This window comes from Lacticaseibacillus manihotivorans DSM 13343 = JCM 12514 (genome assembly GCF_001435035.1).
In the GTDB taxonomy this organism is placed as follows: domain Bacteria; phylum Bacillota; class Bacilli; order Lactobacillales; family Lactobacillaceae; genus Lacticaseibacillus; species Lacticaseibacillus manihotivorans.
Map to the genome: position 1 here is coordinate 20,790 of NZ_AZEU01000313.1, position 23,917 is coordinate 44,706.

The following is a 23,917-nucleotide window of genomic DNA, read 5'->3' on the forward strand; positions in this document are numbered from 1 at the left end:
AGTTTACATTGTAATTATAACACCACCATCGGTTTTTGCCGGGAATTTTTTGGTATACTAGTTGGGTAGTTTTTTGAACGGAGGACACCGATTGGCACATTTTGATTGGGCATTAATGAAGCAACCCGAATCGCAAACCATGCAGGACTTAGCCGAAACGTTAAAGGTCAGTCCTTTTTTGGCGCGCTTATTGTGGCAGCGTGGCATCACCGACCCTGATCAGTGGGCCGCTTTCACCAATCCCAGCGCCTCTAGCCTGCATGATCCGATGCTGTTGCATGACATGGATAAAGCCGTGGCGCGCATTCAACAAGCCGTCACCGACCAAGAAAAAATCACGATTTATGGCGATTATGACGTTGATGGGCTGACCTCGACTTCGATCATGAAAGAAGCCTTGGAAAGTATCGGCGCTGAACCCGAAGTCTTCATTCCTGATCGCTTCGCTGATGGTTATGGGCCAAATGCAGATGTTTATAAATATTTACACGCCAATGGGACCCAGTTGTTGATCACAGTCGATAACGGCGTCGGCGGCAAAGCCGTGATCGATCCAGCCATGGAAGCGGGGATGGATGTGGTGGTGACCGATCACCATGAACTCCCAGATGAGCTTCCGAATGCCGTCGCCGTGGTGCATCCGCGCTATCCGGGCAGTGATTATCCTTTTGGTGATTTGTCCGGTGCTGGCGTCGCCTTTAAAGTGGCAACGGCCTTACTGGATGGTCCCCCGATGGATGCCCTGGATTTAGCAGCGCTTGGGGCGATTTGTGATTTGGTCAGCTTAACGGATGAAAATCGCACCTTGGTTCAACTCGGCTTGGCACAGATTCGCTCAGGTGCTCGCGTCGGGTTAGGGGCTTTGCTTGAAGCAGCGGGCATCGATCCCCAAACTGTCGATGAACAAACTGTCGGTTTTGTCATCGGTCCGCGGTTAAATGCCATCGGCCGACTTGGAGATGCCACGCCTGGGGTCACGCTGTTGACGACCTTTGACGATGAAGAAGCTGCCCGTTTGGCGAAAAACGTCGACGCGCGCAACACTGAGCGTCAAGGCCTGGTTAAAAAAATCTCGGCTGAAGCGATGCAAATGGCCGAAACACCGGAAAATCAAGCCGCCAAAACCTTGGTGTTAGCCAAATCAGGCTGGCATGAAGGGGTGTTAGGGATCGTCGCCAGCCATGTGGTGCAAAACACTGGCAAGCCGACGCTGGTATTGAATATTTCCGCTGATGGTACCAGTGCCAAAGGGTCTGGGCGCTCAGTTGAAGGCTATCACTTGTTCAAGAGTTTACAGCCGGCAACTGAATCGATGACGCATTTTGGCGGGCATGCGATGGCGGTCGGGTTAACGGTGCCGACTGAAAATCTTGACGTGATCCATCAAGCGATGGAAACCGCTGCTGCCATCACCTTAAAAGATGCTGGTGCCCCAAAGCTTGACGTGGTCGCCAGACTTGAGGCTAACGAGTTGACTCTGGATAATTATCAAGCCATGCGTCAACTTGCCCCATTTGGCCAAGGGAATCCTGAACCCGTCTTCAGTATTCGCCCGCAAGCATTGACCGGGATTCGCCAAATCGGCAAAACGAAAGATCATTTGAAGTTTACCGCTGATGGTATCGACGTGATCGCCTTTGGATTAGGGGATCAAGCCCAAGCCTTGAGTGATGCGGCACAAGTGAAATTGGCGGTGACTTTAGATCAAAACACTTGGCAAAACCGCACCAGTTTGCAGTTGCGTCTGCAAGATTGGCAACTCAAGGCGCCAGATGTGATCGATTTGCGCTTACCTCAACCTAGTGCAGAACAATTTCGGGGCGCATTCACTTATGTGTTCTTTGATCGCATGGCTTATCGGCAAATGACTGGGCGCTTTCAATTTGGCGGCCCGACCATATTGGCTAAAGACGTGACTGCACCGATTAAAAATGTCGTCTTAGTGGACTTGCCACATACGCAAGAAGAACTAAAAACTTTGATGCAACAGGTGAAATTGCCAGTGCGAGTAGTGTTTGCTCAAGATCCGGCAAACTTAGTCGCCATCCCGTCGCGCGCAGAGTTTGGACGGGTGTTAGTGTTCTTGCGACAACATCCTCATTTTGACAAACATCATTTACCAGCTTTAGCGCAAATGGTTCATGTGACAACGCAACAAGCAATTTTCGCCGTACAGGTGTTTTTCGAGTTGCAATTTGTTAGAATAGAGGGTGCGCTGATTTCAGTCAGTGACCATCCAGAAAAAAAGCCGTTGGAATCCGCAACGGCATACCAACAGCGCGTTGCCTTTTTAACGTTGGCCAAGCATTTGCAACAAGATCCTGCCAACGTGATCCAACAGCGCGTCATGACTACTAAAAGGTGAGGCTAAATCTCCATGGCTATTAATTTTAAAGACTATATCGCTAGTGTTCCAGACTTTCCAGAACCAGGTATCACGTTCCGAGACATTTCCCCATTGATGGCAGATGGCAAAGCTTATGCCGCCGCCACTGATGAAATCGTAGAATATGCCAAAGACAAAGGCGTCGAAATGATCGTTGGCCCAGAAGCCCGCGGCTTTATCGTCGGCTGCCCAGTGGCTTACAAGCTCGGCGTCGGCTTTGCCCCAGCGCGTAAAAAGGGGAAACTCCCTCGCGAAACAGTCAGTGCCAGCTACGACTTGGAATACGGCCAAGCGACCTTATACTTACACAAAGACGCGATTCGCCCCGGCCAACGCGTGTTGGTTTGTGATGACTTATTGGCCACTGGCGGCACGATCGCTGCAACCATTGCCTTAGTCGAAAAGCTCGGCGGTATTGTCGTCGGCACGGCTTTCTTAGTGGAACTCAGTGACTTACACGGCCGCGATAAAATCGCCGACCATGATGTCTTCACGTTGATGAGTTACGAAGGCGCATAAACTTGAGGGAGGCCAGCAGGTCTCTCTTTTTGTTTACTGGACGTTCAATACCACTTACTTTTTGAGTGTGGTATAATGAAGATATTGAAGGAGTCCGTTATGGCAAAGCATAAAAAAGAGGATAAAACCTTAGTCGAGAAAATGCTCGACAAACAAAACATTTCCTATCAAAGCTACACCTTTCCAACCGCTGAAGTTGGGGATGTGCAACAAGTGCAAGTCGACCACTTAGATGTCGATGAACACAAGATCTACAAAACCTTAGCCTTGATCGGCAACAAAACTGGCCCATTGGTGGGCGTCGTGCCGATCGATCGACACATCGACTACAAAAAGCTCAGTAAAGTCTCCGGGAACAAGAAAGTCGGCATGGTGCCGCTGAAAGACTTGGAGAAAACCACCGGCTTTGTGCATGGCGCCAACACACCAGTCGGCATTCACGCGCGACACAACTATCCGATCTTTATCGGCACCGAAGCGCAAGGCGAGTCTGAAATCATTGTCTCTGCTGGGAAAATTGGCCGTTCCGTAGGCCTAGATCCCAAGGCTTTAGCCAAAAGTGTGAAAGCTCAATTTGCCGACATTACGGCACTTGAACCACAAGAATAAAACGTCAGGGGGAATCGGCATGTTTACATCTGATCGCAGTCGCTTTGCCACTTATGGGGTCATTGCACATTTACCAGGCCCGATCATCGACAGTATCTGGTTGATCATCGACCAAAATCTTCAAGGTGTGGTGCCGTTGACCAACTTGTTGCGCTTTGACTTGTTGAACAACGGTGGCAAACTCACCGTCGCGTTCTCTGAAAAAGGCAGCGACACCACGATGGCTGTCGATTTGCCATTCACTTATCAAAGTGCCTTTCCTGATACCGTGATGGCTTATGATGACGGCAACAATCAGACCATCCTTTTGCCTGAAGAAGGGCATAACGACTAAAATTAAAAAACGGCCCGAAACTTCATTTCCAAAGTTTCGGGCCGTTTTGCTGTTACATGGCAGTGGCTAAGATCTGCGCAATGGCGACTTGGATATCTTGATGGGCGCGCTTTTTCTCAGCAACACCGCGATTATACAAACGATGATTGACGCCATCAGCTTCAATGGCAATCAGCATCGTCATGGCGGCTTGTTGATTCAAGGCTAACGCTGCCAAGAAACTGTTGTTGAAGCTTTCCAGTTCGACTGGCGGGATCACATCATTGCATTCTTGGACGAATTTATTGAACCGTAACATATTGCGGCTGAAGTAGTCATGCAGTTGCTCGTAGCTTTCAGTAGCGAGACAGTTGCCGATTTCAAGTTTGTGGCATGTGAGCGTATATTGATCGAATACCAGGTCGTACACCGCGAGACGATCGATTTGACGGTTCATGGTCTTGATATATGTGTCGATTAACATATAAGTTCCCTCCAATCAAAACAATTAAGTTAGGTATGTGTTAACTTTAACATGGGTTCTGCCTATAATCAACATAATTTAAATCATATAATCAAAAAACACGCAAAAATTTTCTGGTATAGGCCTTTTATGCCCGAAGGTAAATAAAAAGCACGCCTTGGCAGCGTGCAAAACATTTACTTTTTGTCTTTTGGTTTGATGATACGCGGTTGTTTTTTGAATAAACCTTGTAGCTTTTTGAACTTACCCGGGTCAGTTTCGCGAGCAGCCTTGACCATTTTGGCGAAATCATAGTGATTATCTGGCAGTTCTGGTTCTTGAGTGGATTTATGTTTAAACCAAGCCATCATGCCACCTCATTTGAAATTGTGGTGGGGTGAACGTCGGCTTTAGCCATCACTTGGATAACGATTACATGAATGACCAGTAAAATCAGCGCGTAATTTGGCACCAGCGCATAGCCGATGAATAAGCAGATGCCGATGGTATTGGCGATCAATAATTTACGTGAGCGTGATTTGATAAAGCTGATCAAGTGCAAACCGCCGCCGACAATGGACAAATACCACCAATGCGGCTCCCAGTTCATCAAGTTCGTCCCGACTGCCGCCGTGGAGAAGCCTTTGGTGAAAGCAAAAACTGAAGCCACGATCAAGACAATCGCCGTAAATGCCGCATATAATACCCCAAACAAAGCGGGGAGTTTGATCAAAGATAGTTTCATGAGCACCCATCCATTTCACATTAATAGCTTTAGTATACGCATGCGGCGCGCGAACTTAAAGTTTTTTGCTAAGGCTTAAGAAAATGACCGGTATCATCCGGTTTACCGCGGAAATCTGGTGAAAAGTGTTTGCAGGAAGCGGATTTTTTGCTATACTAGTTTTTGTGCTGAAATAGTACGATACCACATGGAGAGTTGGCAGAGTGGTAATGCAACGGACTCGAAATCCGTCGAACCGGCTAATACCGGCGCGCAGGTTCAAATCCTGTACTCTCCTTCATATGCCTTACAAATGCCGTTATACCGGCGTTTGTAAGGCTTTTTTAGTGTGTAAAAATGGTCGCCCGTTGCATTACCACTCTGCCATTCCTCATAACAATTGAGCTAGTTCCATGCAACTTTTTGCAATGTCTTAAAGGCTGGAAGCCTTGTCGCGCATGCTGTACAGCTCCTACGTAGGTAGTTTTCTGTACAGTTGAATTGCAAGAAAGCACAGTTTTTGCGGGGATGAGTCGTGTTGGTTCAGTCCTTGAAAGCATTGTTCATCGCCTCCAGTGCGTTATTTATGTCGGTGCTATCCGCATCTCCATAAACATCTAGTGTCATCTGTGCCGAGCGGTGACCTGCCAACTTAGCAACTATCACGGGGCTGAACTGTTGTTTATTAAGCATATAACTGATAAAGCCAGCTCGTAGGTCGTGAAACCGGCTCTTTTTGGTTAAGATACCTTGTTCCATCAAGCTAGGCCGCATCTCACGCCATACATGGCCGAATAAATCCATATCGTACACGTCGGCAGTATCTAGACGTATCCACAACAGATTGTAGCGAGCACCTGTGACGCCATCGCACCACGTGGGCAAACGTTTAGGGAGGGTGGCTCTATATGCGTGCAGGGCTTCTGCCACCTTATCGGGTAAGCCTACAGCTCTCTGAGTACCGTTCTTTGTGCCTGCCTTGATAGTCTTCACACGTAGCCCGTCCTCACCCTTGTATTGAATGAGGGTATGGCGCACGTTTAGCATTGAGTGTTCAAAGTCTATATCTGTCCACATTAGACCCATGACTTCCTCACGACGCAAACCACACATAAGACTGATAAGCATACCAGCGCGGAACTTGGGTGGTAGCTGCTCAACAGCTTGTAGCACACCGTCGTACTGGCTAGCTGTAATCACCGTCTTTTCCCGATACTCTTTTTGCCGTCCCTCCACTTTACGGCATGGGTTGAATCGTTTGGGAACTACGCCAGCATCTTGGGCGAGTCGAAACACTTTAGAAACGCTGTGTAGATAGTGATTGAGGGTGTTGTTGGTACATCCCCGAGTAGCTTTTATGCTGTCCAACAGCCCGTCTACATCCTCTGGCGTGAAACTGTTTAGCGGTTTAAGATTGAAGGCTGGATAGTCGCGGTTGATGATTTTAAGGTTACTTCTGTGTTGGAGGTCAACGCCCTGTATCGAACCAACTTGCTTCCTAGAAACAGCAGAACCAGATAACACTGCTTCTTGCTTGATTTGTTGGAAAAATTGACCGTCATGCGCTGGTATATCTCCTTGCGAAGTATATTCGGCAAACGTCGGGGATGCATCAACTTTCTGCATCGCTTTAGCCTGTTGTACAGGCTCATGAGCAGTTTTATAAGCTTGTTCTTGAGCTTCTATCCATTGCCCGTACAACTGGCGGGCTTCCTTAACTGACTTGTTCTTGACTGTTTTCTGTTTGCGCCACGGGGCAAGATTGCTTGAGCCTAAGTAGCACCGAAATACGAACACTCCTTTTTCTGTCTGTTGAATGCCGGTAGAGACCGGCTTTTTACTGATTTTTTCCATTGTTTGACCTCCTATATGAGGCCAACACCTACAGGAAAAGTGTAGCGAATCCGTCGAACTCTTACAAGATACAATACAAATATGTCGATTGTTTGAATCTAATTTAATGCGATAACGGGCTATTAGCTCGCACAACGTTCTTGAATCTCTCTCAATAGCTAGCATGAGACTTTATCACGATAATGCTCACTACAGAGAGCGCATGTCAGGCGGTTCACATATTCGGCTACCGGAAAGGCCATTTCAGGGCGCTCACAGCGGTGTGGGAGTTATATTTGCCGCTGACCAATTTAATCACGCTATATGCCGACCTGAGGCTCTCTGAGACTACCTGTAGTATGTCTTAGGGGCAACCCTCAAAAAACTAAGGCTAACTGTGACAATTAGGTAGCGCAACCTTTTCGGCAACGCCGAATTATACGCGCTATGAGCATAACCACCTGTAATGTCTCTGTGTAAAGCCTAAGGCGAACGGTAGTGAGCCTGTAAGGCGGTAAAATCCTGCATATGTTTGAAGAGCTTGTAGGGTGAGCGTTAGCGATACCCTTAAAGCGTTAGTCAGTTTAACCCTGTAGTATGTAATTAGGGGTGGTAGCCTATCCTTTCCGGCGAATGCCGGATACATTGAGGCTATAAATTGAGGTTACCCCTATAAACCTGTAATGCAGTTTAGCTTTGGTTTTTTGAAATCCCTTTAAGGTTTTAGGCTTTTAGGTTGAGTAGGTCTTAAACTCAACCGTCCTCAAGGCGACGGCCTTGTGGACTGCCCCGCTTTTGGGCAGGACATAGCTTTTGACCTTGGTTTTAGGTTTTAGGTCTTAGGGTTTTAAGGTCTTTGAGGTTAAACCTACTATTACTGTATACAGGACTCTACAGGTTAATAGCCTAGTTGTGCTCTTTCCGGCAACGCCGGATACATTAGGCTTACACACTGTAGAAACATTGTAATAGGTGAGCGTAGCGAACATTACTCTTATCTCTACAGGTCCAACTGCAAAGTTCAAAACCTTAAAACCTTAAAACCAAGTTCAAACCCCAAGTGAAAGCCTTAACAGGCTTAAAAACCCTAAAACCTTAAAGCCCAAGTTCAAACCCCTAGTAAACCGTTGCTTTGCAACACAGTTCAAAACCATATCCCTCAGGCCGACGTGGGTGTTGAGCGTAGCGAATCACCTAAGTCCCTGAAACACTACTTTTGCAATCAACCTACTGTAGTTAACTCTCTTATACTAAAAGATATAGTGCGTATAAAACAGGGGGTAAAAACGCTGTATCCCTTGGGACAGTATTGATAGAGTGCTACCGTTATAAGTCGTTATAATGGTAGCTAAAAGGGACACACTGGTAAAAGAGGCTTAAGACGCTCAACCATTACAGTCGCAAGGGTTACGGACGTCTACAAGCGTCAATGACAGATTTAGGGTTCAAAGGTGATATAATTAAGTTAGAGATAAAAGTAAGACTACTGTTGACTTAATGGTAGTCTTTTTCTTTGCCGAAAATTCGGGAGAGTCTGATGATTATTACTACACAAATAACTAAATAATCTATAAATAGTTAGTAATGAATGAACCATAGTCTGAAAAATAATAACGCATCATAAATCTAACTGTGTCACAGTGCAAATCGAAATATGGACAAGTGGAAACGCAAAAAGGAGAAAATATAAAATGAAATATAATACTCAGGGATTATTACGCGACTGGCAACACAATAAACCGGCCATGCAAGAGCTAGCACGGCATGCCGCCAGCAAGACGGCTCAGAAGCCCACAATTACGGCTATCCTCACTGCGACGAATGCAGAGCGGTTGTTAGGCTGTAAAGTGCAGAAGATTGGCAAACAGAAACTAGCGACGCCACCGCGGCAAGCAATTGCATTACTACCATCCTTGGTTGAGGCCATGGGCGACAATGTGGCTAGTCTTCACCAACTGTTGTCAGCATATTATTCCAACGTCGTTCAGCGTGAAGACTATGTAGCCGCTCTGAAGCTTGGGCTAACAAATATGGTTGCAATTGACTTTCTAACTGACCGCCACCATAAGACAACGCCAGCGAGTCAGCGTAAACTTTTTCAAGTGATGGGTCGGGATGATATTTATAGAAATGACAAACGCATTCTGAGCGACGTAGCACGAGCTGTGTCATTAGCTCTTTTCAACCGGGTGTCGGGGAAACAGCTTACTACCGTGGCTGGCACAGGACTATACCTTACCCGTGATATTATTCGGGATTGCATGCAGCGACCAACCGAAGCAACAGACGAACAGTTGTCCAACGCACTCGTATTGATGCGGATTGCTGGGTACATACATTTAGCTCAAAATAACGAATTAACCGATGCTGGCAAGAAGTTAGTCATTGTTCATGACAAACAAGGCAAGGAAATTGCAAACCATCGCGTGTATGTCGTCAGCGACTTCGGTAAAGCTAATTGGCAAATGGTACAAAAAAACTTCGCATTAAATTTGAATATACGTTTAGGCCATACAGTATTAGGTCAGTTGTTGGGGAGAGATGTCGTTAGTGCGTATTTTCCTGACTTGTCTGGTGGCGTTACTCGGCCTGTTATCGGTTTTATGTTATCTCGTGCTTGCGATAGTGCCGACAATACGCCAATTATGACGTTGGCGGTTGCACGCGATACAACGCAATCTATCGCAGATGTATCGCCAAGCGCAGCGGCCAAATATGTAGACCAGTGCTTGGTTCTCAAGTCAGTGCAAGCAACGAAAATGTCTATCAAAGAAGCACGTGAGAATGGATATAACCTTGACGAGTGGCAGATTAATTCACCAGCTGAGAAGCTGATAGTACCTACTAATACTGATGCTCTCATGATGTGCATCGAGCGTCTGAAACGCGCGAATATAAAAGGAGTCAAGGTTCACCAATTGTTGAACGACTAGGATTGGCAATACCGCATTTTCACTGGAGAATGAATGCTCAGGTAACTTGAAAACAGGCACACTCGCAATCGTGAGTGTGCCTGTGCCGTATTTTCTTGGATTCGGGATGATATGGAGTGCCCGTCGACAAAACGAAAACAAGCAAGTATGCATCAAATCGTGCTGTCAATGCTGGCGCTACATGCAAATGCCGTTCCCTATATTCTGAGAACGGCTATTTTTTACCATAAGCATATTTAACAAGTCAAGTATTCTCTTAGAAACGACAATTTGTTTTTCGGGAGGAAGCGAAGTTAACTTACTTATCAGTTTCACAGTATAAGGATTGACGTTGGTGTTGCTGAAGAGTTCTCCAACTGTTAAGCCTAAAGCATCAGCAACACTAGTCAATTTGGAAACATGGGTGTCTCCAACTGTTCCAAGTTCGAGTCGTGAGATGAAGCTATCGGAAACGCCCGCCTTTTCGGCTAACTCAGCTATTGTCATCTTTTGGGCGGTGCGATGCGCCCGGATATTTTTCCCAACAGTTTCAATCATTTTGGCTCCTCCGCAAGTCTTTGATTCATATCTCAAATCTAAAGAAAAACGGAAGCATTAAACATAGCTCATACGAACTAAAAAAGGCAGATAAATATAGCACATGTGAAGAAATTGTTTATAATGATGGTGTTAGCTTTTAATATTTCAATGTTAAGTAATGTTGGGGAAACAAATTATAGGAGGACACATTTATGGTCAGAACACAGAAGCAGACTATTTCAGGAAGTCGTGCAAGGACTCTGGCGGCGGCAGTAGCGGTAACGGCTGTTGCGGGCACTGGATTTGTCAGCACGAATCAGGTTCATGCTGCCACAGCAGATGCCGCCACAACCACTGATAAGCAGACGACAGCAACGAATACTACTATAGCCACAGCTAAGCACACGCCTGTAGAGTCAGCTCAAGCTGATGTCTCGGCAGCACAAAGTGTTGTTGATTCCGCCAAGGCTGATGAGAGGACACAGCAGACCGATTATGACGCTGCAACGTCGGCGCAAAAGACCGCGCAAAGTGATGCTGATGTGGCTGCTACCAAGACCGATATCGCCCAAAAGACCGTCGATATGGATTCCAAGGCTGTTGAGACGGCAAGCACGACCGAAGAATTAGCACAGAAGACTGCTGATAGTGCAACGCCTGAAGCTAAGACTGATGCGGCAACCAAGGTTGTGGACGCTCAAGGCGCCGTGACCAGCGCCCAGACTGGTGTCTATGCCACCCAGAAAACCGTTGATATGGATACTAAGGCTGTCGATGCCGCACAGTCAGATGTCGATGCGGCTCAGACCAAGGACATCGACGCCCAGACTGATGTTGACGATGCACAAAAAGCCGTTAATGACGTTGATTTGGCAACCGGCATCACCGGTAACAAGCAGGCTGTTGACAACGCGCAGGCTGCTGTAACTAAGGCTCAGGCTGAAGTTGATACCGCAACGAGTGCCAAGACTGAAGCTGAAGCTGCTCAGTCCAAGGCAAATGGCACCGCGGCTGACGCCAAAGGGAATTTTGACGACGCCACTAGCGCGCAGACTACAGCCAAAAATGATTTGATTTCTGCCCAGTCAGATGCCACCACCGCTAAGACCGCAAACGACAAAGCTCAATCTGCGGTTGAATCGGCCCAAGACGCCGTCGATGCTGCCAACACTGCTCTTGACACGCAGGCCGCAAAGCAGGCTGTTGACAATGCGCAGGCTGCTGTAACTAAGGCTCAGGCTGAAGTTGATACCGCAACGAGTGCCAAGACTGAAGCTGAAGCCGCTAAGATTCAGGCCGACAGTGACTACGCTACCGCTAAGACTGCTGCCGATGATGCATGGGGTAAAGACTATATCGCCGATGACGCTCTTGACATCGCTAAGGGTGAAACTCTAATCGCTGAGTCGAATGTGGCTGCCGCGCAAAAGGCCTTTGATACTGCTCAGGCCACCCTTGATGCAGCAAGCGGCTCAACTGACACATCTGCTCTTACAGAATCTGTCAAGAATGCCAAGACCGCATTAGCTGCTGCTCAGTCCAAGTTGAGCGCAGCCCAGATTAGCCAGGCCCAGGCTGAGAGTAAATATGATGGTGCCCTTAACACTGCTAGCTGGGCGCAGTCGGCAATGAGCGACGCCGTTGCGGTCCAGAAAGCTACCGCCGCTAACGTCACCACTGCAAGTAGCGAACTTACTACGGCACAGGCGTCTCTTTTAACTGCTAAGGCTGCTTTGGCCAATGCAGAGGCCAATCTTACGGCCAGTCAGCACGACGCGACTAAGCAGGCAAATTTAACCGCGGCCAAGGCCGCACTTGCTTCGGCTAAAACTACAGCAACTGACAAAGCGGCCGCGCTCAAGACGGCAAATAGTAATCTGACAAGTGCTCAAAACGCATACGACAAGGCCACTACTAGTGTAAATACTGCTAAGTCGGCTTACGACAATGCCGTTGCCGCACAGGCCAAAGCTGCAAACATTACCTCAACGGCGGCAACTACTCTGACCGTCGACCAAGCCAAGCTCAGCTCAGCTAAGTCAACTTTGGCAAACGTCCAATCCGTATATGACAACAGTCTCAAGGCAGCAGACCAAACGCTCAAGCACGCCCAAGCTGTACTCGTGACCGCTAAGCAGAATAAGGCTGATGCCGACACCAACTTGGCGGATGCCAAGTCCACACTTACTACGGCTCAGTCCCAGCTCACGGCCGATAAAGCTAAGCTGGACACGGCCAAGTCTGCGCTAACGGATGCCCAGAAAGCACTGACTGATGCACAGTCGGCACAACAAGCCCTTATCGATGCACCAACAAAGCTTGAAGCTGCCAAGTCTGCACTAGCTGATGCACAGGCTAAACTTGCCGATGCAAAGTCTGCTCTTGAAGATGCTAAAGCAGCTCAAGCCAATTATGAAGATATTCTGGCTAACGCCAAGGAAGGCACTGTAAAGGCTAAGGCTGCACTTGATGCAGCCAAAACAGTTACTGCTGCTGCCCAGACCAAGTTAGACGCTGTTAAAGCCGACTTGAAAACCGCTCAAGATGCCGAAACTTTGGCGGAACAGGTTGCACGCGAACAGCGTCGCCTCGAAAGCGAAGCCGTGGCCAAGAAAAACGGCTACCACGTTGACGGTAGCGCCGTAAAGGATAGCAAAGGCAACACTATCAGCGGCTGGCACGTTGAAAACAGCAAGATGGTTGACGAGTATAGCAACGTGATTGCTGATACCACAACACCTAAGAAGACCGTTACGAAGTCTGCAAGCTTCACGACTGTTGGCAAGGATAAAACTGCTACTGTTGGTTCTAGCATGGCGCGCAAGGCGACTGCTAAGGCCGCGAGTGATGCAATGCCACAAACTGGTGATGCTAACGAGGCTGGCGTAAGTGCGATTGGGCTGGCAATTGTTGCTCTGTTTGGCGGACTAGGACTTGCAGAGCGCAAGCGTCGCATTCACTAATAAGTGGTTCTTATGAACGACTAAAACTTGAAGGCCCGAAATGACGGCACAATATACGTCATTTCGGGCTTCTTTTGGGCTAAATTTAATACAAGCAACGTTGTAGCAGTATACTTGAGTCGTCTGGGCATAGACGCAATTTCGACGAGCTAAATCGCCAAATAACGCACCGTCGTTTCAGTCATTCTCATTTCATGAAAGAAAACTTATTGTGTGTCTGAGCAAACGCCTCCACACAGCTACTGGGGGTAAAATATTGACTGTAGCTCTATAAACTATATAGGCTTATGACAATAAACAACGGGGCGGGGTGTCGTTCTCGTTACGTTTTGAGTATTTCATCTTTGTGCTGCGTGAGGGCATAAAAATAGCCTCGCAATACGTGAGGCCGCGTAGGTGTTGGCTAGTGTTATTATATCTATCTCTTAAGTTGCAAAATTATGGATACCATAGGGTTTCGACTCGAAATCCGTCGAACCGGCTAATACCGGCGCGCAGGTTCAAATCCTGTACTCTCCTGAAAATTAGTTTTATATTTGAAGTCATCGCGAACGTTGATCTGACAGGATCTTAACGAAGTGGTGGCTTTTTTGTTATGCAACGCAATCTATTTATTTGTCGGATGAAAATATAGTTCTTGTCAAAAACATGGGTAGCCGAGATTGGCGAACGACGTTTGATGATATAAGCGATTCGGACACTCAACGAGAAGTTTTACAAATTTTGCAATGGGAAGCTCAGATTAGTAGCCCATCGCAGTTTTCACCGCACGCGCAGTCCTAGCATCCGTCAGCTGTTCAAGCAACCAAAACCCAACTGAAGCCGCGGTTTGTGGACAATAGCTAGTCATAATGTTGTCATCTTGCACTAGTGGTTCATTGACCACATGCACGCCATACTTAGCGAGCTGTTGTTGGCGATGGCCGTTGCTGAGGTGATAGGTAGTCCCGCGCCGATTGGCCAACACACCACTTTTGCCGATCGGTAAGGCGCCGGTGCAAATACTGGCGATGGGTTTGTGAGCCTTGTCGAATTGACGGATCAACTCAAGAAAGGGCTCGCTAAACGCTTCGTCGTAAAAATCATATTCTTCAAAGCCGCCGGGAATGGGCAAAGCGTCATAGTCTCGCGCATCGATGTCAGTGATCAATTCGTCTACGATCACCGGAATCTTGAAAGTGCTCATCACTTGCTTCGTGAATCCTACTGTGGTGACATGAATATCGATGTCGAGATCATTTCTCGCCCAGCCACAGATATCGACGAAGGGACTAAATGCCATCGTTTCAAAACCTTTGTTGAGAAATAATAATATTTTTGCCATCAGCGGGACTCCTTTTGAGATTGGTTAAATGGAATATACCCGCATCACCGGCATTTCGCAATTGGAACTTGATTGATTTTTCAAAAATAGGAAGTAAATGAGAAAATTTTAATCACTTCGTTATGGGGCGATCATCATCGGCTGAAGCGGACGGGCAACAAAATCATGGCGTCCAGAATCCGAAATGGCCGATATCTTTTTAACGTTTAAGTGGTTTACTTGGAAGTCATTGACGATGTTGACGGCCGAAAATCACGCGCAGTAAACAGCCACCAGTTTCAAATTAGTGCGTCCGGAAAAAAGGCAAACAAAGCGTTGACCTGACCGGGAATCGCAGGCAATGATGACAGGACATTTCGGTAAGGAGTTCGACCACATTCGTGCCGGAACCGACCATTATGCGTTGAAAACCATCACGTAAGATGTTACAAATATATTTCATCTTATCGAGTATGCAAATCATCCCCGAAACTTTGTGAAATTAATTGAACGACCGATGCCCAGAATTCGGCAATATTAGAATGCTCTAAGATGCTTTTTCACAAGCGACGCAATCAGTGCTATGCTGATTACATGATGAAAACTCAAAGAGAAATCATGACAGCCGGAGAGGCTTATCAACAATTTGATCCAGAACTGATCGCCAGACGGACGCAGATTCGCAAGGAATTGATCACCATCAACCAATTGGATGACAATGACGCGCGCAACGCAAAAGTTAAAGCATTGTTTGCCGATACCGGTGCGCACTTCTTTGTCGAAGGTGGTTTGGAATTCGATTACGGGTTCAATATCCATATCGGGGATCATTTCTATGCCAATTATCATTTGACCTTGCTCGATACTTGTCCGATCACCATCGGCTCGCATTGCTATGTCGGGCCAGACGTCGGCTTTTATACGCCAGTGCATCCATTGAGTGCTAAGTTGCGCGATGCAGATGTGGAATTAGGCAAGCCGATCACGTTAGGCGATAGTATTTGGATCGGCGGACACGCCAGCATTTTGCCAGGGGTGACGCTAGGGGATCGCGTGGTCGTTGGCGCCGGGTCAGTGGTGACCAAGTCTTTTGGTTCAGACGTGGTGATCGCCGGCAATCCAGCGCGCATCATTCATCATTTGGATGCTGACGGGAATGTGATCGCAGAATAAAGCCGAAAAATTCGGTAACTGGAATGTTTTTGCAGCTCAGGGTTGCCTCTGATTAAGTTCAGGATAAGCCTGCTGACGGCGTATATGACCCGTCGTTTGGCAGGAAGGCATTTTAGTTCACGGTCGCCGAGAACTAGGAGCATTTTTATTTTAAATAAGCAAAAGATCGATTATCGAATTTTTGTGCCTACTGTTGGGCTATTTTTGATCATGTCGCTGATGTTGTTGATGGGTGGCTCTGGGATCCAAAATTTGCTCAGCAACATGATGGATGGGATCACCAGCAAACTCAGCTGGTTGTATCTCAGCATTTACATCATTAATTTAGTTTTCTTCCTATATATAGCGTTCAGCCGCTTTGGCCGGATCAAGTTAGGCAAAGGCAAGCCGATGTATTCCAACTTTCAGTGGGGCAGCATGGTGTTTGCCACGGCAATCGATGCCAGCATTTTAATGCTGAGCATGGTCGATCCACTGCGGTATGTCAAACAACCTTTATTTGGCGCTAAAGCGATGTCTGCACAAAACTATCAAAACGCCCACATGCTCGGTCAATTTGATTGGGGCCCCATGGCGTGGATGATGTTTGCGTCTGCCGCGGTGATCATCGGTTATATGATGCATGTCAAACATGTGCGGGTGGCGTCATTGAGTGATGCCATGCCGATGCTGCAAGGGGATGCTTGGTATAAACACATCGCTCGGCAAGTGATCAACTTCTTGGTCGTGTTTGGGATCATGGGCGGGATCGGCTCAGGTGTGGGGATGGAAATTCCAGTCTTGGCGCGGATCATTGCCAACATTACGGGCATTCAAGATACGATTTACTTGAAACTAGCGATGTTTGCCGTCTTGTTTGCGATTTTTGGTCTGACGATGGTCAAAGGCATCAAAGGTGGCATCGATAAGTTGAGTGCGGCCCATATTTGGACGGCGATCGGTTTTTTGGTGATCGTGTTGTTAGTCGGCCCAACTGGCACGATTATTCGTGCTGAAGGTCACAGCTTGGTTTTGTTGATCGCCAAGTTTGTGCCGATGAGCGCGGGCTTTGCCAGTGGTTTTGGTTCAAGCGTTGATCCAGTGAAGTCAGAAACCGTCTTTTATTGGGGCTGGTGGCTGACTTATATGCCGCTTATGGGCTTGTTCATTGCCCGTATTTCAAAAGGCCGCACCATTCGCCAGGTGATTTTTGGGATGTTAGGCTTTGGTGCGCTTGGCTGCATGGCGTTTTATGCGATTTTAGGCGGGTACTCCTTGTGGTTGCAACAAAGTGGGACGGTCAACTTGATCCACACCTTAACCACTTATGGGCAAGCGGCAACGATTGCCCAAGTGTTGTCCACATTACCGTTTAAGTATGTGATGCTGGTGATTTACGCGTTGTCTTGCTTTATTTTCTTAGCGACGACTATTTCAAGTTCTGCCTACATCGTCTCAGCGTTTACTTCCTTGAAGTTGCGTGCAACGGAACAGCCAAGTTTGTTCAACCGCTTGGTATGGATGGTGATCTTCATGCTGTTTTCCTTCGGGATCGTGTTTGTCGGCGGCTTTAAAACCGTGCAAGCGATTTGTTCGGTTGCCGGCTTCCCGTTGATTTTCGTGTCAGCGTTGTTGATCATTTCCACGTGGCAACTGTTATCAAAAGATCCCAGCGTCGCGTTGGCTCGTGCCCAAAAGCCGATCAAAGTGCATGGCAGTATCAGCTTCAGTCGTGAACGCTCGTAATCTAAAAGAAGCAAGTCGACATTTGACGTCGGCTTGCTTCTTTTTTAGGCTTTGGGTTGATTGAGGTAACCTTGGTCTGACAGCTGCTCCAATACGCGGCCGAGCAATTCTTCTGAAAAGTTGCGACTTTCGGCGAGTTGATAGCTGGCCAAAAGCGTGGCATCTGCGCCAGGATTATGGGCTTGCCAGTCTAGTAAGCGTTGGGTGATATGTGTTTCTGTATAAGTTTCAGAAATTAATTGATCGGCTTGGGTGCTGATCAATTGGCGTAAAGCCTTGTTTGCCATGATGGTTATCCTCCAAATTTGATGGAAATACTCGTGTTATCTGCTTGTAAACGTAACACACTTTCATAAGATACAAAAGTCGGGTATAGTTAAGCATATGAACATCGATTGGCAAACTTGGGCGACTAGCGCCGACACCCAAACATTGGCCCAAGAGCTTCTCGGCGCAAAACTCTTGCATAACGGCGTCGGCGGTTTGATCGTGGAAACCGAAGCTTATCTTGGGGCCAAAGACGCCGCTGCTCATGCGTATCAAAATCATCAAACCAAGCGCAATTGGCCGTTGTGGGAAACCCCGACCACGATTTATGTGTACCAAATGCGCCAATATTGTTTGATGAATTTTAATGTGCAAGCCAAAGGCATTCCTGAATGCATTTTACTGCGCGCACTCGAGCCAACGGATGGCGTCGATCAAATGATCGCCAGACGTGGCAAAGCCACCGACTTATGCAATGGCCCCGGCAAACTGTGCCAAGCGTTAGACATTACCACCGCCTTACACGGCAGTTTGTTGAACCGTGATGCGATCACCTTGATCCCACGCCTCAAAACGCCGCAACATATCGGCGTCAGCCCGCGTATCGGCGTGCCGAACAAAGGTGAGTGGACCGATGCGCCACTGCGCTATTTTGTGGCAGGCAACCCGAATGTCTCAGGGATGAAAAAACGCGACTTGAATTTACCCAATAAAGGATGGCAAGAATGAAAACTCAAAATATGCTGGATTATATCGGCGATAAAATGGACGCTTTAGATTTTGATGGCGACTTGGATCTCAACTGGGACAAACAAGCCCATGTGATCGAACTGGAAATGACCATGTACGTTGACGCCGCTGAAGGCTTTGAAGTCGAAGACCAAGATGGCGAAGAAAAACAAGCTGGCGATGAAGTCGATTACGCCGATGCGATTTTGTTTTATGACAAAACGCGCCTCAAAGGTGAAGATTATGCCGATAACTATTTGGCGACCTTTGGCTTTTCTGGCAAAAATGGCATCGAACAAGCGCAAGTGGATGCCTTATTCATTTACTTGCAAGACTTACTCGACGATGGGCAAAGTGATCTCTTTGATTTCGTCGATGGCACTAGCGACGCAGAAGTGTTCGAATTGAACTTCGACCAAGCGAAATTTGATGAAGCTTACGCGAAGCAGCCTGCCGCCAACCAAAAAGTTTTCTTACCTTATCCCAAGTTTTAGGAGGTCATCATGGACGATTGGATCGCATTAACCGTCAATACCAGTACTGAAGCAGTCGAAGCGGTGGCTAACTTTATGATGGAAGCTGGTGCGGCTGGGGTGCAAATTCAAGATAGTGCGGACTTTGATCATGAAGTGATCACAAAAACCGGTGAATGGCTCGATCCTGACACGGTGCCGCACTTACAACAAGGCGCTGCGGTGACAGGATATTTTGCCCCGCATACCCATCTTGGGGAATTGAAGCAAAATCTCGCCGCTCGCGTGGCCCAACTGCCGAGCTTTGGGCTAGATGCTGGGACTGGCACCATTGAAGTGGACGCGATTGCAGAAGCCAACTGGGCCAATGAGTGGAAGAAGTATTATCATCCACTGCGCATTACGCGCTATTTGACCGTCGTGCCTGACTGGTTGGACTACACGCCGCAACAAGCCGGGGAACTCGTGATGCGCTTAGACCCAGACATGGCCTTTGGTACTGGGTCACATCCCACCACTGCCTTAATGTTGCAAGCCTTGGAACAAGTGATCCGCGGTGGTGAAGCGATGATCGATATCGGCACCGGTAGTGGCATTTTAGCCATTGGCGCCAAAATGCTCGGTGTGGATCACGTGTTAGCAACTGATGTTGATGATATCGCCGTTAAAAACGCCGAATCCAATCTCGCGTTGAATCCAGTGTCGGACATTCACGTGATCGCCAATGATCTCTTGACGGGAATCGATGACCAAGCCGACATTATTTGTGCTAATATTTTGGCGGAAGTGTTGTTGCCTTTGATCCCGCAGATTCCTGAGCGGTTGAATGACGGTGGCACAGTATTGTTGTCTGGCATTTACTATGACAAGGAAACTGTGATCAAACAAGCCCTCGCTGATGTGGGCTTAACCGTGGTCGCCGATTGGCATTTAGGGGATTGGGGCGCGTTAAAGGCGCAAGTGGTGGTTGACGAATGAATCGCTACTTTACCGAACAATCATTAACTATCGGCGCTGAAGTCGAACTTGAAGCTTCGATTCAAAAACATGCGATCAAAGTGTTGCGCCAAGTCGCTGGTGATCATTTTGAATTGGTGCATGACGCACACGCCTTTGATGTGGAAATCACCGACGTGTCACCACTGACTGTGCAGATTCAAAGTGAAATCACGAAAGCAGTCGAATTGCCGATCGCCGTGCATTTGGTGTGCGGCGTGGGGAAAGGCGATAAAGCCGAATGGATCGTGCAAAAAGCCACTGAACTAGGTGCAACCGGCATCAGTTTTGCCAATACGCAGTGGGGCACGGCAAAATGGGCCCCAGAAAAAGTCGCTAAGAAACTCGCGCGCTTGCAAGCCGTGGCTTTAGGGGCTGCTGAGCAAAGTCATCGCAATGTCGTGCCGACAGTCGGCTTCACCAAACTGAATGATTTAACCTTAAACGTCGATCAAGTGGGGATCGTCGCTTATGAAGAAGCTGCCAAGCGTGGCGAAGCGGCGCAGTTGGTTCAAACTGTACGAATGCATCCGCAGAGTTTGATCGCGGTGTTTGGACCAGAAGGCGGCTTGAGTCCGCAAGAAGTGGCATTATTGCAACAAATCGGGTTTGTACCAGCAGGGTTGGGACCGCGCATTATGCGCACGGAGACCGCACCACTATACTTACTCAGCGCCATCAGTGCGCTAGTTGAATTACAGGAGATCTAATCGCTTATGCAAAAATTGCTTTCTTGGTCCAAATCCAATGCTGGCTTGATCGTGTTTGGGGACTTGATCCTCACCTTGATCATGCCTTGGGTCCTTAAATTTGCTGGCGCGTCAGTGGCGATGCGCGTCGGGTTGTTATTTATCGTCATCAATGGGTTATGGTCGCTTTGGATCGGCCATCTCATGCGCAAAGCCCACTTGCCTTGGTGGTATAGTTTGATCATGCCAGTGTTATTTGGCTTGATGGTTTATTTGCGTTTTGCCAAGTACAATTATTGGTTCTTGCCCATTTATTGGTTGCTGACGATGCTGAGTTGGATCAAGAAGGATTGAAGCGACCCAACCGCATTGGTATAATAGCTACAAGCACTGCCGAGCCAGACTTTCTGCGCTCGGCTTTTGTGCAATCATGTTGAATTTGTCTAAACAAGTCACGCCGCAGCTGCTGCTTTGCGCCGGCGGTGGCGTCTGAGGAGGGAATTATGGCAGAAGAAATTGAATTGACGCAAGATCAAGTCATGGACATGTGCCGCAAATACATGAATGACGAGCATCTCGCTTTTGTCAAGAAAGCCTACGACTTTGCCGCTTATGTGCACCATGATCAACGCCGCAAGTCTGGGGAACCTTACATTATTCATCCGATTCAAGTCGCCGGCATTTTAGCCGATTTGAAAATGGATCCCGTGACGGTGGCTTCGGGGTACTTACATGATGTTGTCGAAGATACCAACATTACCCTCGGTGACATTCAAGAAGTATTCGGCAAAGAAACGGCAGTGATCGTCGACGGCTTGACCAAGTTGTCGAAAGTCACTTACGTTGCCCACAAAGATGAACTCGCGGAAAACCACCGTAAAATGTTATTGGCGATGGCCAAAGACATGCGGGTCATTTTGGTGAAGTTGGCTGATCGCTTACACAACATGCGCACCTTGATGCACTTGCGCCCAGATAAACAACGTCGCATTGCCAACGAAACCTTGGAAATCTATGCACCACTGGCCGATCGCTTAGGGATCAGTACCATCAAGTGGGAGCTGGAAGATCTCTCTTTGCGTTATTTAAACCCTCAACAGTATTACCGCATCGCACAGTTGATGAAGTCCAAGCGTGGTGAGCGCGAGGCATACATTCAAGGCGCCATCAAAGAAATCAATGCAGCCTTGGCTGATCTCAACATGAAATATGAGATCTACGGTCGCCCGAAGCACATTTATTCCATTTACAAAAAAATGCGCGACAAGCATAAGCAATTCGATGAACTCTACGATTTGCTGGCTGTGCGGGTGATCACCGAAACCATCAAAGATTGTTATGCAGTGCTTGGCGCCATTCACACCAAGTGGAAGCCAATGCCAGGGCGGTTCAAAGACTATATCGCCATGCCAAAAGCCAACATGTATCAATCCTTGCACACGACCGTGATCGGGCCTAAAGGCAAGCCTTTGGAAGTGCAGATCCGCACGGAAGAAATGCACCATGTCGCTGAATACGGGGTTGCGGCGCACTGGGCGTATAAAGAAGGCCAAACCCAAGAAGTTCAATACGACAAGTCTGGCAAAAAGCTCGACATGTTCCGCGAAATCTTGGAAATCCAAGATGAAGCCGACGATGCCAATGACTTTATGGAATCCGTTAAAGGCGACATTTTCTCCGATCGCGTCTATGTGTTCACACCGCGAGGGGATGTGTACGAGCTGCCTAAAGGTGCCGGACCCTTGGACTTTGCCTATATGGTCCACACCGATGTCGGCAATAAGACCGTTGGCGCTAAAGTCAACGGCAAAATCGTGCCATTGAACTACCAGCTGAAAAACGGCGACATTGTCGAAGTTTTGACTGCGAGTGGTTCAAAGCCTTCCCGTGACTGGGTCAACTTGGTGTTCACATCCCGGGCACGCAATAAGATCCGGCGTTACTTCAAACAAGAAGACAAAGAAGAAAATGCCATCAAAGGCCGCGACATGTTGGAACATCAACTGCTCGATCTCGGTTATGCGCCTAAAGACTTCTTAGCGCCAAAACCGGCTATGGCAGATTTGTTGAAGCGTTTGAACTTCACGCAAGAATCTGAATTGATGTCGGCCATCGGGTACGGCGAATACACGCCAAAGATCATTGCCAACCGCTTGACGGAAAAAGTCCGCAGGGAAAAAGAAAAGGCAGAACAAGATGCGCGCGAGAAAGCCATTTTAGACGCGCATCAAAAAGTCACCACCGTTAACCGCGACAAGCCAACACCCAAGCCAACGTCCCGCACCCAAGAAGGCATCGTGATCGAAGGTGTCGACAATTTGCTGGTGCACTTGGCCAAATGTTGTAACCCAGTGCCTGGCGACCCAATCGTCGGCTATGTCACCAAAGGCCGTGGGGTGACTATCCATCGCACGGATTGTCCAAATGTCGCTGCAGATTCTGAAATGGCTGGGCGATTGATCGATGTCGGTTGGCAAAACCTCAACGATCAATCGCAATTGTTTGACACCGATTTGGAAATTTACGGGTACAACCGTTCTGGGTTGTTGAACGATGTCTTGCAAACGTTGAATGCCCAAACTAAGAACCTCAACAATGTGGTTGGCCGCGTCGACCATGATAAAATGGCTGACATTCATGTCACTGTTGGGATTCGTAACTTGGCTCATTTGGATCGCATGATGGATGCTGTGAAGAATATTCCAGATATTTATGAGGTCAAGCGGACCAAAGGGTAACCCAGTGTGACGGTTCGCAGTTTTAACCCAAAGGATAAGTCGGGATCGTGCTTTAAGTGCGGTCTCGGCTTATCCGCAAAGGCGTTGCAAAGCTGAACACGACGAAGGAGATTTATGAAAGCAGTGATTCAACGGGTCACGCAAGCTAGTGTGACCATCGAGGGTGCGATTCACGGCCAAATATCGGCCGGATTTATGGTGTTGTTAGGCGTCGGGCCAGAAGATTCGCAGGAAGATGTGGATTATTTGGTCCACAAGATTTCCAAGTTGCGAGTTTTCTCTGATGCCCAAGGCAAAATGAATCTCGACATCACCCAAATCGGTGGGAGTATTTTGTCGATTTCGCAATTTACGCTTTATGCCAGCACGACGCATGGCAATCGGCCGAGTTTTATTCAAGCCGCACCGCCTGCTTTAGGCGAACAACTTTACGACGCGTTCAACCACTCAATGGCTGAAACCGGGATCCCGGTCGAAGTGGGCGTGTTTGGCGCAGATATGCAAGTCAGCTTGGTCAATGATGGCCCAGTGACAATTCTGATCGATACGAAGGAGAAATAAA

At 47.8% G+C, this 23,917-nt stretch carries 22 protein-coding genes and 1 tRNA gene; 16 read left to right on the forward strand and 7 right to left on the reverse strand.

Annotated features, from left to right (window positions below; translation table 11 throughout):
• Positions 1-91 precede the first annotated feature (91 nt).
• From recJ to FD01_RS14870, 4 genes are all read left to right on the forward strand, one after another.
• Positions 92-2,365 carry a single-stranded-DNA-specific exonuclease RecJ gene (gene recJ, locus FD01_RS14855; protein WP_404820833.1) on the forward strand — a complete coding sequence of 758 codons (2,274 nt, stop codon included), beginning with the start codon at positions 92-94 and terminating at the stop codon, positions 2,363-2,365.
• A 12-nt stretch (positions 2,366-2,377) separates the two neighbouring features.
• Complete coding sequence (locus FD01_RS14860) at positions 2,378-2,905, forward strand: adenine phosphoribosyltransferase (protein ID WP_054714206.1); 528 nt, start codon at positions 2,378-2,380, stop codon at positions 2,903-2,905.
• A gap of 99 nt (positions 2,906-3,004) precedes the next feature.
• On the forward strand, positions 3,005-3,514 hold the full coding sequence (gene ybaK / locus FD01_RS14865) for a Cys-tRNA(Pro) deacylase (RefSeq protein ID WP_056965115.1): 510 nt from the start codon (positions 3,005-3,007) through the stop codon (positions 3,512-3,514).
• A gap of 19 nt (positions 3,515-3,533) precedes the next feature.
• Positions 3,534-3,848, forward strand: a complete 315-nt coding sequence (locus FD01_RS14870; protein WP_054714200.1) for a DUF960 domain-containing protein — start codon at positions 3,534-3,536, stop codon at positions 3,846-3,848.
• Positions 3,849-3,900: 52 nt separating this feature from the next.
• On the opposite strand, the gene FD01_RS14875 is transcribed toward FD01_RS14870, so the two are convergent.
• The 3 genes from FD01_RS14875 to FD01_RS14880 form a co-directional block, all read right to left on the reverse strand.
• Positions 3,901-4,311: a hypothetical protein gene (locus tag FD01_RS14875; RefSeq protein ID WP_054714197.1), complete on the reverse strand. Its 411-nt coding sequence runs from the start codon at positions 4,309-4,311 to the stop codon at positions 3,901-3,903.
• A 176-nt stretch (positions 4,312-4,487) separates the two neighbouring features.
• The gene (locus FD01_RS16230) at positions 4,488-4,661 is read right to left on the reverse strand and encodes a hypothetical protein (protein WP_156647337.1); all 174 of its coding nucleotides are present in this window, start codon (positions 4,659-4,661) and stop codon (positions 4,488-4,490) included.
• On the reverse strand, positions 4,658-5,035 hold the full coding sequence (locus FD01_RS14880) for a hypothetical protein (RefSeq protein WP_056965117.1): 378 nt from the start codon (positions 5,033-5,035) through the stop codon (positions 4,658-4,660). Before FD01_RS14880 ends, FD01_RS16230 begins: the two co-directional genes overlap by 4 nt.
• A gap of 189 nt (positions 5,036-5,224) precedes the next feature.
• Between FD01_RS14880 and FD01_RS14885 the strand changes: the two genes are divergently transcribed.
• Positions 5,225-5,312, forward strand: a tRNA-Ser gene (locus FD01_RS14885).
• A gap of 245 nt (positions 5,313-5,557) precedes the next feature.
• On the opposite strand, the gene FD01_RS14890 is transcribed toward FD01_RS14885, so the two are convergent.
• A complete protein-coding gene (locus FD01_RS14890) occupies positions 5,558-6,868 on the reverse strand; it encodes a tyrosine-type recombinase/integrase (RefSeq protein WP_033572978.1) in 1,311 nt (436 codons plus the stop codon).
• 1,670 nt (positions 6,869-8,538) lie between these two features.
• Here FD01_RS14890 and FD01_RS14895 point away from each other — a divergent pair.
• On the forward strand, positions 8,539-9,780 hold the full coding sequence (locus FD01_RS14895) for a hypothetical protein (protein ID WP_033572979.1): 1,242 nt from the start codon (positions 8,539-8,541) through the stop codon (positions 9,778-9,780).
• Between the two features lie 177 nt (positions 9,781-9,957).
• Here the strand turns inward: FD01_RS14895 and FD01_RS14900 are convergent, their stop codons facing one another.
• A complete protein-coding gene (locus FD01_RS14900; RefSeq protein ID WP_050512705.1) occupies positions 9,958-10,317 on the reverse strand; it encodes a helix-turn-helix domain-containing protein in 360 nt (119 codons plus the stop codon).
• Between the two features lie 194 nt (positions 10,318-10,511).
• Here FD01_RS14900 and FD01_RS14905 point away from each other — a divergent pair, with 194 nt between their 5' ends.
• The gene (locus FD01_RS14905; protein WP_033572981.1) at positions 10,512-13,262 is read left to right on the forward strand and encodes an LPXTG cell wall anchor domain-containing protein; all 2,751 of its coding nucleotides are present in this window, start codon (positions 10,512-10,514) and stop codon (positions 13,260-13,262) included.
• A gap of 742 nt (positions 13,263-14,004) precedes the next feature.
• Here the strand turns inward: FD01_RS14905 and FD01_RS14910 are convergent.
• Positions 14,005-14,586 (reverse strand): DJ-1/PfpI family protein, encoded by a 582-nt coding sequence (locus FD01_RS14910; protein ID WP_054714174.1) that lies wholly within the window; start codon positions 14,584-14,586, stop codon positions 14,005-14,007.
• Between the two features lie 573 nt (positions 14,587-15,159).
• Between FD01_RS14910 and FD01_RS14915 the strand changes: the two genes are divergently transcribed.
• Together FD01_RS14915 and FD01_RS14920 are read left to right on the forward strand one after the other, a co-directional pair.
• A complete protein-coding gene (locus FD01_RS14915) occupies positions 15,160-15,738 on the forward strand; it encodes a sugar O-acetyltransferase (RefSeq protein ID WP_054714250.1) in 579 nt (192 codons plus the stop codon).
• Between the two features lie 84 nt (positions 15,739-15,822).
• Positions 15,823-17,463 (forward strand): BCCT family transporter, encoded by a 1,641-nt coding sequence (locus FD01_RS14920; RefSeq protein ID WP_056965120.1) that lies wholly within the window; start codon positions 15,823-15,825, stop codon positions 17,461-17,463.
• Between the two features lie 44 nt (positions 17,464-17,507).
• Here the strand turns inward: FD01_RS14920 and FD01_RS14925 are convergent, their stop codons facing one another.
• Positions 17,508-17,750 carry a hypothetical protein gene (locus FD01_RS14925; RefSeq protein ID WP_054714165.1) on the reverse strand — a complete coding sequence of 81 codons (243 nt, stop codon included), beginning with the start codon at positions 17,748-17,750 and terminating at the stop codon, positions 17,508-17,510.
• A gap of 97 nt (positions 17,751-17,847) precedes the next feature.
• Here FD01_RS14925 and FD01_RS14930 point away from each other — a divergent pair, with 97 nt between their 5' ends.
• The 7 genes from FD01_RS14930 to dtd all read left to right on the forward strand — a co-directional run bounded on the left by FD01_RS14930 (position 17,848) and on the right by dtd (position 23,916).
• Positions 17,848-18,459, forward strand: coding sequence for a DNA-3-methyladenine glycosylase (locus FD01_RS14930; protein WP_056965122.1), 612 nt, complete (start codon positions 17,848-17,850; stop codon positions 18,457-18,459).
• Positions 18,456-18,953, forward strand: coding sequence for a DUF3013 family protein (locus tag FD01_RS14935; RefSeq protein ID WP_056965124.1), 498 nt, complete (start codon positions 18,456-18,458; stop codon positions 18,951-18,953). Before FD01_RS14930 ends, FD01_RS14935 begins: the two co-directional genes overlap by 4 nt.
• A gap of 9 nt (positions 18,954-18,962) precedes the next feature.
• Positions 18,963-19,910: a 50S ribosomal protein L11 methyltransferase gene (prmA, locus tag FD01_RS14940; RefSeq protein WP_056965126.1), complete on the forward strand. Its 948-nt coding sequence runs from the start codon at positions 18,963-18,965 to the stop codon at positions 19,908-19,910.
• On the forward strand, positions 19,907-20,638 hold the full coding sequence (locus tag FD01_RS14945; RefSeq protein ID WP_054714161.1) for an RsmE family RNA methyltransferase: 732 nt from the start codon (positions 19,907-19,909) through the stop codon (positions 20,636-20,638). The genes prmA and FD01_RS14945 overlap by 4 nt, the downstream gene beginning before the upstream one ends.
• Positions 20,639-20,644: 6 nt before the next feature.
• The gene (locus tag FD01_RS14950) at positions 20,645-20,971 is read left to right on the forward strand and encodes a hypothetical protein (protein WP_056965128.1); all 327 of its coding nucleotides are present in this window, start codon (positions 20,645-20,647) and stop codon (positions 20,969-20,971) included.
• Between the two features lie 149 nt (positions 20,972-21,120).
• Positions 21,121-23,355: a RelA/SpoT family protein gene (locus FD01_RS14955; RefSeq protein WP_056965130.1), complete on the forward strand. Its 2,235-nt coding sequence runs from the start codon at positions 21,121-21,123 to the stop codon at positions 23,353-23,355.
• A gap of 114 nt (positions 23,356-23,469) precedes the next feature.
• Entirely contained in the window at positions 23,470-23,916 is a 447-nt protein-coding gene (dtd, locus tag FD01_RS14960; protein WP_056965132.1) for a D-aminoacyl-tRNA deacylase, read from the forward strand.
• The last annotated feature ends 1 nt before the right edge of the window (position 23,917 follow it).